Below are 10,848 nucleotides of genomic sequence, written 5' to 3'. Positions count from 1 at the left end.
TCAAACAATCAGTTTTCTTAACGCAACCCTAGATTAAAAATCATTCCCGATAAAGAAGAGATTTTATCTCGAGCTTTTAGATTTGCTAGGCTCGTTTGACTTCGTCAAACATTGCTAGATAGGAGTTGTTCTTGAACGAAGAAGAAAAAAACTCATTATCTAGTATTTTTGTAAATGAGGAAGGCGTTAAGAGCCTGCCCAAGCGGCCGAGAGCGTCTCACTGACAGCCACCTGCTAGTTAAGTTATTGTAACTACTGTGAACCAAGATTAAAATAAAAAATAAAAGTCAGACGAGATTGAGATTTTTAGCCGACTGAATGTCAAAAAAGTTAGGATTTAGTCCAACTAAAACAAGGGCGTAAACTCTACAAACAAAAGATTTCCAGAGGAAATCTACTGCTCATGCTCCCTGCCAAGGGGCCGTTTGGAGGGGGTAGCGGAAGGGGGTTTAAGGGGGAGCCGGTTGGGGAACATACGGAAAGTTCCCCTGGGCTCCCCCTTAGAACGAATATTCAACTGTAAATATCGTAATTCTATAAAAGATAAAGAATAATTTAATATAAAAGAAAAGAAAATAAGTTATCTAGGATAACACTGAAAGGAAAGTAATGAAAGAAAATAATAATATTATTATAAAAGGAGCAAGGACTAACAATCTCAAGAATATAGATCTTACCCTACCTCGTGATGAGATGATTGTTTTTACTGGGCTTTCGGGCTCTGGTAAGTCTACTCTTGCTTTTGATACTATTTATGCAGAAGGTCAAAGGCGTTATGTGGAGAGTCTTTCGTCCTATGCTAGGCAGTTTTTGGGTGGGATTGATAAGCCGGATGTTGATTCAATCGAGGGCTTGTCGCCTTCTATTTCCATTGACCAAAAGACTACCAACAGGAACCCACGTTCGACTGTGGCGACTGTGACTGAAATTTACGACTATTACAGGCTTTTGTATGCCAGAATAGGGGATGCTTTTTGTCCGGTTTGTGGCAAACCAATCGTAGCCCAGTCTGTTGACCAGATGGTTGATAGGATTATGGAATTACCAGAGGGGACTAAAATTCAACTTTTAGCTCCAGTGATTAGGGGCAAGAAGGGCCAGCATAAAAATGCCCTGGCTAATATTAGAAAAGATGGTTTTGTCCGTGTGATTATTGACGGGGAAAGGTATGAAATCGAGGATGATATAGACCTTGATAAGAATAAAAAGCATGACATTTCTGTAATTGTAGACAGGATTAAGATGAAGGAGGGAATCGAATCTAGGATTGCAGATTCTCTTGAAACCACAATTGGTCTTGCAGATGGCCTTGTTATTGTGGATGTAATTGGGGGAGATGAGATGCTTTTATCATCAAAACTCGCTTGTCCTGAAGGCCATGTGTCTCTGCCTGAAATTACCCCAAATATGTTTTCTTTTAATGCTCCAATTGGCATGTGTCCTGAGTGTAATGGGCTTGGTTTTCACCTTCAAGTTGATAAGGATTTGATTATTCCAGATAGGAGTCTGTCTATAAACCAAGGGGCTGTCGAGCCTTATGCGACATCTGCCAAGGGAACATATTATTATGAAGTTATAAGGGCTATTGCAGATCATTATAAGTACTCATATGATGCACCCTTAGAAGATGCGCCAGAAGGTCTTATCTACGATATTTTATATGGCACTGACTACGATTTGTCCTTTATTTTTGAATCCCATTTTTCGGGGAAAAAAAGATATAAGGGGATTTTTGAGGGGGCTATCCAAAATATTTGGGATAGGTACCAAAGGACAAATTCTGATGCCCAAAAGAAAAAGTTTAGGGACTATATGGGCGAAGAAGAGTGTCGAGTTTGCCATGGAGATAGGCTAAAACCTGAGGTTTTGGCTATAAAGGTCGGAGGCAAAAACATTTCAGAATTAACCCGTCTTTCTGTGGCCAAATCCATTGAATTTTTTGAAAATCTAAAACTTTCTGAAATGAAAGAGCAAATTGCAGAGCTAATTATTAAGGAAATTAAGGGCAGACTTAGGTTTTTAAATGACGTTGGTCTTTCTTATCTGACCCTAAACCGTACTGCCTCAACCCTTTCGGGAGGGGAGAGTCAGAGGATAAGGCTAGCCACCCAGATTGGATCAGGACTTGTTGGCGTATCCTATGTTCTTGATGAGCCTTCGATTGGTCTTCACCAAAGGGATAATGATAAACTTATTAAGTCTCTTAGAAATCTAACAGATATCGGAAATACACTAATTATCGTAGAACATGACGAGGATACTATGAGGGCTGCTGATTATATTGTTGATATTGGCCCAAGGGCCGGTATCCATGGCGGAGAAATAGTCGCCAAAGGCTCTCTTTCTGACATAATGGCCTGCAAGGATTCGCTCACAGGAGATTATCTGGCGGGCAGAAAAAAGATTGAAGTACCAAAAAAACGCAGGACTTCGGATAAATTTATAGAAGTAATCGGTGCGGCAGAAAATAACCTTAAAAATATTGACGTGAAATTCCCGCTTGGGACTCTTACAACTGTAACAGGTGTGTCTGGTTCGGGAAAATCGTCACTTGTAAATGAAATTTTATATAAGATGGCAACCAGGAAAATCAACAAGTCTAAGGTTCACGCTGGAGCCCACAAGAAAATCAAGGGTCTTGATCAGATTGATAAGGTCATAGCCATTGATCAATCTCCGATAGGCAGGACACCAAGGTCAAATCCAGCGACCTACACCAAGGTTTTTGATGCCATCCGTGACGTTTTTGCCATGACCAACCAAGCCAAGATGAAGGGCTTCCAAAAGGGAAGATTTTCCTTCAATGTCAAGGGCGGCAGGTGCGAGGCTTGTAAGGGAGATGGAACAATTAAGGTTGATATGATGTTTTTGCCAGATGTTTACGTGCCTTGCGAAGTTTGCCATGGCAAGAGATATAACAGGGAAACCCTTGAAGTGAAATTTAAGGGCAAGGATATTTCTGAAGTCCTTGATATGACTGTTGAGGAAGGAATTGAATTTTTTGAAAACCAGCCTTCCATTGTGAGAAAACTCCAAACCCTCTATGATGTGGGTCTTGGCTATATTAAAATCGGCCAACCTTCCACAGAATTATCTGGTGGAGAGGCCCAAAGAGTCAAACTTGCAACAGAGCTTGCCAAGGTTTCAACAGGCCAAACCCTATATATACTCGATGAGCCAACCACAGGTCTGCACACAGCAGATGTTCACAAGCTTATAGAAGTTTTAAATAGGCTTGTAGACCAAAACAATACGGTCGTAGTAATCGAGCATAACCTTGATGTAATCAAGGTTTCAGACTATATTATAGACTTGGGACCTGAAGGTGGAGATGGGGGCGGAAACTTAGTTGCAACTGGAAGTCCAGAAGAAATTGTAAAAGTTAAAGAATCCTACACAGGTCAATATCTAAAAAAATTATTAAAATAGAATGATGATTAGTCCCGGCTTGGGATTGTTCTAGAAAAAGTAAAAAGCTTTAATTTATAGGTAGAAAATGATAAAATAAGACTGTAAAGAATAAAGGAGTACTTATGTTAGAAGAAAAAAACGACAACAAAGATAGAAATGATATAGATATAGCAGATAATACAGCAGGAACAGTTGGTTTTGACCCAAAGACAGGCAAGGTTTACTATGTGGATGAACCCAAAAAAGTTGTAGTAAACCAAGCAAATAAGATTGAAGATCTAAAGGCAAGGATAAATGAAAATACAGAAGCCATCAAGGGTCTATTAAAAGAAGCTGGTATAGATGATATAACAGACCTTGATGCCCTAAAAAAACTTGCTGAAACAGACGATAAATAATGAAAAAATCTGATAGGGGAAAGGGCCTAGTCGATTTCATGATTGACCTATACTATGATAGGCACAAGAGTGAAGACATAAAGAAAGAAAATCTCAAGGCATATGTGGCAAAAAAGCTTAGAGCTTGTCCTCATGGTGACACCAAGCCTTTTTGTTCATCTTGCAAAATTCATTGCTATGATGATGACCATAGAAAAATGATAAAAAAAGTAATGAGATACTCAGGACCCCGCATGGTTTTTCATGCACCTATTCAGGCTCTGAGACACTTATTAGAAAGCAAAAGGAGAAGCTAGTGGAAAATTACGATAAAGCCTTTATTGACAAATTAGAAAAGAGATTTAAAGACAATATGGACAGACATCCATCAATCAAGTGGGACTTTGTCAAGTCATCTATTTTAAACAATCCAGACCTTTATGATGCGATTTTCGCAATGGAAGAAACAGGTGGGGAGCCAGACCTTGTTGACCTTGAAATTTTTAAGGGACTAGTTTATGTAGACATGGCTGAAAAGAGTCCAAAGGGCAGGAGAAGTCTTTGCTATGGAAAAGTAGAAAGGGAAAATCGTAAAGATAATGCCCCAGCTTCATCCGTAGAAGAAGAATTAGAAGCCATGGGAGTCAAAATTTTAAGCGAAGATAAGTATATAGCCTTATCTCAAATTGCAAGTTTTGATAGTAAAACCACATCTTGGATTAAGACTCCAGAAGATATCAGACAAGCCGGTGGAGCACTTTTTGCAAGCAGGCGTTTCGATAGGGTCTTTGTTTACTACAATAGTCCTGACACTTATTTCAAAGACAGGGGTTTTAGAGCCTATATTGAAATATGAAAAAATTATTACTTGTCCTTATTTTGCTAAGTCTAAGCGCTTGTGGAAGTAATATTCAAGGTGAAAATCAAAATAAAAATCACAGCCAAGAGCAAGGCTATAAAGAGCCTGACTTTGAAACGATAAGGGATTTTTTATATGAAAAGTTAAAGGGTCAGACTCTTTTAAGAAGCTATGGTGAAGAGACTGGTCAAACAAAGATAATTTTTGAAAATAAGGGCCAGTTTAGGGGAGATTATTTAGGCAAAATCGCCGCTGACGGCAAGGACTACAATCTAACATACATAGCCCAATGCTATGATGCAGAAGAAATTCATACCTCGGAATTTAAAGGAATTTTTGAAATCACCAAGGCTATTGATGATTATCGTTATGAGTTAGATTTAAGAGATTATAAAATTACCACAGAGGAAGGTGTCTATAACAAAATGTGCTACCATGTGGATTTTGCCCTAGGACTAAATTCAGAATCGGACTATGTTCTCTATAGACCAGGTTGTCCGATAAAGAGTCTCGAAAATGACGACAGGCTCATAGAAATAGCAAAAAAAGGCAGTCCGGATGGGCAAAAGATAGCTGGTTTTATAATCTATAATAAAACTGACAAAGAAGTTTTTAGTCAAAACCAATAAGCAAGAGGAATTTATCCATTTAACCTAGATTTAAGGTTATAAAATATAAAATAAAAAGAAAGAATTAAAAGTATGAAAAAAATACTATTTATTTACAATCCAAATTCTGGTCAAAGGGCCATCAATGACAAATTGTCTGGAATAATTGAATATTTATCTTCAAAGTCTATATTTCCTACAGTCTACGCCACACAAAAATCCGGTGATTGCAGGCAGATTGTTGAAAAATATGGTAAGGACTTTGATGAAATTTTAATATCAGGTGGAGATGGAACCTTGGATGAGGCTGTATCTGGAGCCTTAAAGGCAGATATAGACCCAATTATTTCCTATATACCAACAGGTTCTACCAATGATTTTTCAAAGACAATAAATATTTCATCAGACATAGAAAAGGCAACCAAAACGGCTGTCAGAGGAAAGGTTAAGAGGATTGATGTTGGCAAGATTGACGACAAGTATTTTGTTTATGTTGCAGCCTTTGGGGCCCTTTCTGATATTAGTTTTTCAACTGATCAGGATGTCAAAAATATAATTGGCCGTTCGGCCTACATAGTTGAGGGCATCAAAAAGCTCCTTCCAATCCAATCTATGCAATCCTACAAAGCAGAAATTGAATTTGATGATGAATTGATAAATGACGAATTTATCCATTTTATGGTATCGAATTCTGTGTCTGTTGGAGGATTTAACCTCTTTGATGACAAGGTTGGTCTTACTGATGGGCTTTTTGAGGTAACTTTGGTAAAAAAACCAGAATCAATTGTGGACTTAAATAAGATTATCCAATCCTTGTCAACAGGTGAATCAAGTGATCTTGTTATACAAAGACAGGTTAAGAAAATTAGAATCAAGACTGAAAAACAAGTTTCTTGGTCGCTTGATGGAGAATTTGGAGGCAAAACTACTGACTGCATAATTGAAGTTGTTGGTCAAAGGGTTAATGTGAAAACTGGCCTAATTGATTGAAATGGGACTTCTTTTGTGATATAGTAAACGATTAGCATAAGCGTAATCTCAAAATTATGGTATAGTATAAGTGAGAAACCTAGGAGGTTATGATGTTTAAAGTAGGCGATAAGATAGTTTACCCAATGCATGGTGCAGGGGTCATTAATGCAATTGAAAAGATAGAATTCATGGGAGAGGAAAGAGAGTATTATATCCTAAAAATGCCCATTGGTGAGATGGATATATCAATACCTGCTACAAACATGAAAGATGCTAACATTAGGTTTATTATAAGCAAGGAAGAAGGTCTAGAAGTTCTAGAAATCCTTGACGATAAGCCAACTGAAATGAATTCAAATTGGACTAAGAGATACAGGGATAACCAGGAGATTCTAAAAACTGGCGATATCTTTGAGATAGCGAAAATGGTCAGAAACCTAGCTATCCTCGACAGTGATAAAGGACTTTCAACAACTGAGAAAAAGCTTCTAAACAGAGCAAGGAGAATCCTTGCCAGTGAACTTGTCATGGCAGGTTCCCTAGCCAAGGAAGAAGCAGAGAAAATGATAGACGAATCTATAGGATTATAGTCTTAAATATAAGGAGATTTTATGAAGAGAGTAATCAGATTAGTTTTTATACTAATCGGAGCTGTTCTTGGCATAGTTGTCTTCGGAATAGTTAACGCCGCTTTTGGGTTTGTCCCTAATAGCGGCAAATTAATTCTGTGGGCAAAAGTCATTTCATCAGCTCTATGTGCAATAATTTTTTATTTCGCAACTGATCCAATATCAAAAATAGCAGCAGCGAGTCTTTTGAGGTTTGAAAAGAAGGCAAGCAAGTTGCCTGCTGCCAACCTAGTTATAGGCGTTATAGGAATTATATTAGGATCTTTGATAGCAACCCTAGTTTCTACACCAATTACCAAATTATCCCTACCATTTATGGGAAATTCATTTTTTGTGCTATTATCTATTTTATTATATATTGGATTTGGTTATTTGGGCTGGAAACTAGCTTACAAAAATTCTGATGATCTTATAGCTCTCTTGACTAGGTCTAGGTCAGAAAGCAAGAACGGGGGAGAATTTTTCGATAGGTCTAACCTAACAGCAAGTCCCAAGGTATTGGATACCTCAGTAATAATTGATGGTAGGATTTTGGATATTATAAATACAGACTTCCTTGAAGGGGAGTTGATTGTTTCTGAATTTGTCCTAGAAGAACTACAACATATAGCAGATTCTCCAGATGACCTCAAAAGAGAAAGAGGTAGGAGGGGACTTGATATAATAAATAAAATTAAAGAATCTGACAAAATCAAGCTTACAGTCATAGATAAGGACTATAAGGATATCAAGGAAGTTGATGCAAAACTCCTAAAATTAGCCCTAGACCTAGGAGCCAAAGTCTTTACTAACGACTACAACCTAAATAAGGTTGCAGATGTTCAAGGAATCCCAATCCTAAATATAAATGACCTAGCAAATTCCCTAAAACCTGTGGTAATCCCAGGCGAGAAGATGGAAATAGAAGTCATCAAAAAAGGTAAGGGCAAAAACCAAGGTGTAGGCTACCTAGAAGATGGAACTATGGTTGTTGTTGAAGATGGCCAAGACCTGATAGATAAGACTATAAAGGCTAAGGTTACATCAGTGCTTCAAACATCAGCTGGTAGGATGATTTTTGTAAGGGCGGAAGATGTATAAAGGAAAATATTTATCGGCAGTAATTATTGCCGCAGGTTCAGGAACTAGGATGGGTTCTACGATAAATAAGCCTTATCTAGAAGTAGGGGGCAAAAAAATTCTAGAACTAAGTCTTGAAACTGTCACTAATATAAGCGAATTTGACGAGATAATCTTGGTTGTAAGAGAGGAAGATATGACTCTTGCAACCGAGATTTTATCTCTTTTTAGGGATCCTAGAATAAAAATGGTTGCAGGTGGTAAAACCAGGGAAGAATCTACTTACAAGGGCTTGTCTGCCCTAAATCCCGATTCTGATTTGGTTTTAAGCCATGACGGAGTAAGACCTTTTGCTTCTAGGGATCTTTTTTTGAGAGTTTTAGGAGAGATGGAAACCTACAAGGCAGCCATTGCTGCAACTAAATCTAAGGATACAGTTAAGGTTGCAAATGAAGTTGGGGAGGTAGATTTCACCCCAAATAGGGAATTTGTTTACAATATCCAAACACCCCAGGCCTTTGACACTAGACTTATCAAAAAACTCTACGAAAAATATTTCAAATCAGAAGCTAAAATCACTGACGATAGCCAATTGTTTGAATTTTTTGATAGGAGTGAACCAGTAAAAATCGTAGAGGGTGAATATTCTAATATTAAGATAACAACTGCGGAAGATATAATTTTCGCTGGGGCATATATAAGGGGGAAAAATTGAGAGTAGGAATTGGCTATGATGTCCACAAATTAGTAAAAGACAGGGACTTAATCTTAGGTGGGGTAAAATTTGACCATGACCTTGGTCTTTTGGGTCATTCAGACGCAGATGTCCTCACTCATGCTATAATGGATGCTATTTTGGGAGCCATTGCTCTGCCAGATATTGGCAATCTTTTCCCAGATACTGACCCTGCCTACAAGGATATTTATTCCATTGACCTTTTAGATAGGGTGGTGGAGAAAATGTATGAAAAGGGCTACAAAATTGGCAATCTCGACTCTGTTGTCATTTGTGAAATGCCAAAGATTGCCCCAAAAAGAGAAGAAATTGTAAAGTTACTTGCAAAACACCTAAGAACTGATATAGAAAATGTGTCAGTCAAGGCCTCTACTAGTGAAAAACTTGGTTTTACTGGCAGAGGCGAGGGGATAGAAGCAAGAGCCATAGTTTATTTGGAGGAAATAGATGCGTAAATTTATTACAAGCGAATCAGTAACTGAAGGCCATCCAGATAAGGTCTGCGACCAAATTTCAGATGCGATTTTGGATGCCTGCCTAAAAGAAGACCCAAATTCTAGAGTGGCAGCAGAATGTATCACTACAACAGGTCTAGTCCTCGTTGTAGGTGAACTGACCACTGAAGCCTATGTGCCAATAGAAGAAGTTGTAAGAGAAACTATAAGAGAAATAGGATACTCTGATCCTAGTCTTGGTTTTGACTATGAAAATGTAGCAGTCCTAACATCAATAAATAGCCAATCACCAGATATAGCCCAGGGAGTTGATAAGGCAAGTGAATACGACCAAAGTCATGACGACTATGACAAAATCGGCGCAGGTGATCAGGGAATGGTCTTCGGCTATGCAGATAATGAAACAGAAGTATATTTGCCAATGTCAGTAAAACTCGCCCAAGACTTGGCGAAAAGACTTGCCCAAGTCCGCAAGGAAGGCATAATCGACTATATCAGACCAGATGGTAAGAGCCTTGTGACTGTAGAATACGATGATGATGTCCTAGTAAGGCTCGACTCAATCGTAATCTCAACCCAACACAAAGACAATATTCCAATGGAAAAAATCCGCCAAGACATAATAGAAAAAGTCATCAAAGAAGTTGTGCCATCAGAATTAATCGACGATAAAACAAAAATCTACGTCAACCCAACCGGTAAATTTGTAATCGGTGGACCAAAGGGAGATTCAGGCCTTACAGGTAGAAAAATCATCGTAGACTCCTACGGTGGATATTCAAAGGCAGGCGGCGGAGCATTTTCCGGAAAAGACCCAACAAAGGTAGACAGATCTGCAGCCTATATGGCAAGGTACGCTGCCAAAAACATGGTGGCAGCAGGACTTGCAAAGAAATTAGAAATCGGAGTATCCTATGCAATCGGTGTAGCAAGACCGCTTGCAATCTTTGTAGATAGCTTCGGCACAGGCAAATATGACGACGAAAAATTAAAAGCAATTATAGAAGAAAACTTCGACTTTAGACCAGGTGCTATAATAGACAAACTAGACCTAAGACGCCCAATTTACAAAAAAACCGCAGCCTACGGACATTTTGGTAGGACAGAGGCTGAATTTACATGGGAAAAATTAGATAAGGTCCAAGACCTTAGTCAATATTAGTTTTTTATCCTAGATAAATTATATTCTTTGGTTAATCCGAGATTAACTGTATCTTATAAATGTTCTAGGTCATTTACATGACCACTCCGTAAAAAGGGGAGGCCCAAGGGACCTTCCGCAGGGTCCCTCACCCTCCTCCCCTTAAACCCCTCTCGGCTACACCCCCCCGAGCGGCTCCTTATGCGGAGTGCGGAAGCAGAAGCTTGCCTTATCGGCAAGCTTTTTTTAGTAGAGAGAACGTCCTTGTTTTAGTTGGTGTATTTACCCAGAGATTTCTAATATTTAAGCCCCTAAAAACTGATAACTCGGCTTCGCCTCAAACAATCAGTTTTCTTAACGAGGCTTTCTATTAGAAATCTTTACCCAATAAAAGGGAGAAATGGTATCGAAGTTCTAGAAAGTCTTAAGCTCGTTTGGCTTTCGCCAAACATTGCTAGATGTGTTATGCACTCAAAAACGAAGAGTTAGAAACTTAAGACCTAGAATTTTTGAAAATGAAGTCGGCGTATAAAAATTTGATTGTTTGAGGCTTTAGCCGAGTTATCAAATTTTAGCCGACTGAATGTCAAAAAAGTTTGGA

Annotated in this window: 11 protein-coding genes; all 11 read left to right on the top strand. The window is 38.5% G+C overall.

The features are described from left to right. The first annotated feature begins 609 nt into the window (after nucleotides 1-609). Complete coding sequence (uvrA, locus tag RQ893_RS06090; RefSeq protein ID WP_311482161.1) at nucleotides 610-3,429, top strand: excinuclease ABC subunit UvrA; 2,820 nt, start codon at nucleotides 610-612, stop codon at nucleotides 3,427-3,429. 104 nt (nucleotides 3,430-3,533) lie between these two features. Beyond that, on the top strand, nucleotides 3,534-3,809 hold the full coding sequence (locus tag RQ893_RS06085) for a hypothetical protein (protein WP_311482160.1): 276 nt from the start codon (nucleotides 3,534-3,536) through the stop codon (nucleotides 3,807-3,809). Further along, nucleotides 3,809-4,105, top strand: a complete 297-nt coding sequence (locus RQ893_RS06080; protein WP_311482159.1) for a nitrous oxide-stimulated promoter family protein — start codon at nucleotides 3,809-3,811, stop codon at nucleotides 4,103-4,105. Before RQ893_RS06085 ends, RQ893_RS06080 begins: the two co-directional genes overlap by 1 nt. Continuing rightward, entirely contained in the window at nucleotides 4,105-4,644 is a 540-nt protein-coding gene (locus RQ893_RS06075; RefSeq protein ID WP_311482158.1) for a DUF4256 domain-containing protein, read from the top strand. The genes RQ893_RS06080 and RQ893_RS06075 overlap by 1 nt, the downstream gene beginning before the upstream one ends. Further along, on the top strand, nucleotides 4,641-5,276 hold the full coding sequence (locus RQ893_RS06070; protein WP_311482157.1) for a hypothetical protein: 636 nt from the start codon (nucleotides 4,641-4,643) through the stop codon (nucleotides 5,274-5,276). Before RQ893_RS06075 ends, RQ893_RS06070 begins: the two co-directional genes overlap by 4 nt. Before the next feature lie 72 nt (nucleotides 5,277-5,348). After that, nucleotides 5,349-6,245, top strand: a complete 897-nt coding sequence (locus RQ893_RS06065; protein WP_311482156.1) for a YegS/Rv2252/BmrU family lipid kinase — start codon at nucleotides 5,349-5,351, stop codon at nucleotides 6,243-6,245. Between the two features lie 92 nt (nucleotides 6,246-6,337). Next, nucleotides 6,338-6,817, top strand: coding sequence for a CarD family transcriptional regulator (locus RQ893_RS06060; protein ID WP_311482162.1), 480 nt, complete (start codon nucleotides 6,338-6,340; stop codon nucleotides 6,815-6,817). 21 nt (nucleotides 6,818-6,838) lie between these two features. Then, nucleotides 6,839-7,936: a PIN domain-containing protein gene (locus RQ893_RS06055; protein ID WP_311482155.1), complete on the top strand. Its 1,098-nt coding sequence runs from the start codon at nucleotides 6,839-6,841 to the stop codon at nucleotides 7,934-7,936. After that, the gene (gene ispD / locus RQ893_RS06050; protein ID WP_311482154.1) at nucleotides 7,929-8,630 is read left to right on the top strand and encodes a 2-C-methyl-D-erythritol 4-phosphate cytidylyltransferase; all 702 of its coding nucleotides are present in this window, start codon (nucleotides 7,929-7,931) and stop codon (nucleotides 8,628-8,630) included. Before RQ893_RS06055 ends, ispD begins: the two co-directional genes overlap by 8 nt. Then, nucleotides 8,627-9,106: a 2-C-methyl-D-erythritol 2,4-cyclodiphosphate synthase gene (gene ispF / locus RQ893_RS06045; protein WP_311482153.1), complete on the top strand. Its 480-nt coding sequence runs from the start codon at nucleotides 8,627-8,629 to the stop codon at nucleotides 9,104-9,106. Before ispD ends, ispF begins: the two co-directional genes overlap by 4 nt. Continuing rightward, nucleotides 9,099-10,268, top strand: coding sequence for a methionine adenosyltransferase (gene metK / locus RQ893_RS06040; RefSeq protein WP_311482152.1), 1,170 nt, complete (start codon nucleotides 9,099-9,101; stop codon nucleotides 10,266-10,268). Before ispF ends, metK begins: the two co-directional genes overlap by 8 nt. Nucleotides 10,269-10,848: the final 580 nt, after the last annotated feature.

The sequence above is a fragment of the uncultured Anaerococcus sp. genome (assembly GCF_963510915.1).
Lineage (GTDB): Bacteria > Bacillota > Clostridia > Tissierellales > Peptoniphilaceae > Anaerococcus.
This window is presented reverse-complemented; position numbering and strand designations above follow the sequence as displayed.

Excerpts from the sequence above, each read along its gene's own strand:
- ispD (WP_311482154.1), top strand. The coding sequence starts at position 7,929 with ATGTATAAAGGAAAATATTTATCGGCAGTAATTATTGCCGCAGGTTCA.
- RQ893_RS06055 (WP_311482155.1), top strand. The coding sequence starts at position 6,839 with ATGAAGAGAGTAATCAGATTAGTTTTTATACTAATCGGAGCTGTTCTT.
- metK (WP_311482152.1), top strand. The coding sequence starts at position 9,099 with ATGCGTAAATTTATTACAAGCGAATCAGTAACTGAAGGCCATCCAGAT.
- RQ893_RS06085 (WP_311482160.1), top strand. The coding sequence starts at position 3,534 with ATGTTAGAAGAAAAAAACGACAACAAAGATAGAAATGATATAGATATA.
- uvrA (WP_311482161.1), top strand. The coding sequence starts at position 610 with ATGAAAGAAAATAATAATATTATTATAAAAGGAGCAAGGACTAACAAT.
- RQ893_RS06070 (WP_311482157.1), top strand. The coding sequence starts at position 4,641 with ATGAAAAAATTATTACTTGTCCTTATTTTGCTAAGTCTAAGCGCTTGT.
- RQ893_RS06080 (WP_311482159.1), top strand. The coding sequence starts at position 3,809 with ATGAAAAAATCTGATAGGGGAAAGGGCCTAGTCGATTTCATGATTGAC.
- RQ893_RS06065 (WP_311482156.1), top strand. The coding sequence starts at position 5,349 with ATGAAAAAAATACTATTTATTTACAATCCAAATTCTGGTCAAAGGGCC.
- RQ893_RS06060 (WP_311482162.1), top strand. The coding sequence starts at position 6,338 with ATGTTTAAAGTAGGCGATAAGATAGTTTACCCAATGCATGGTGCAGGG.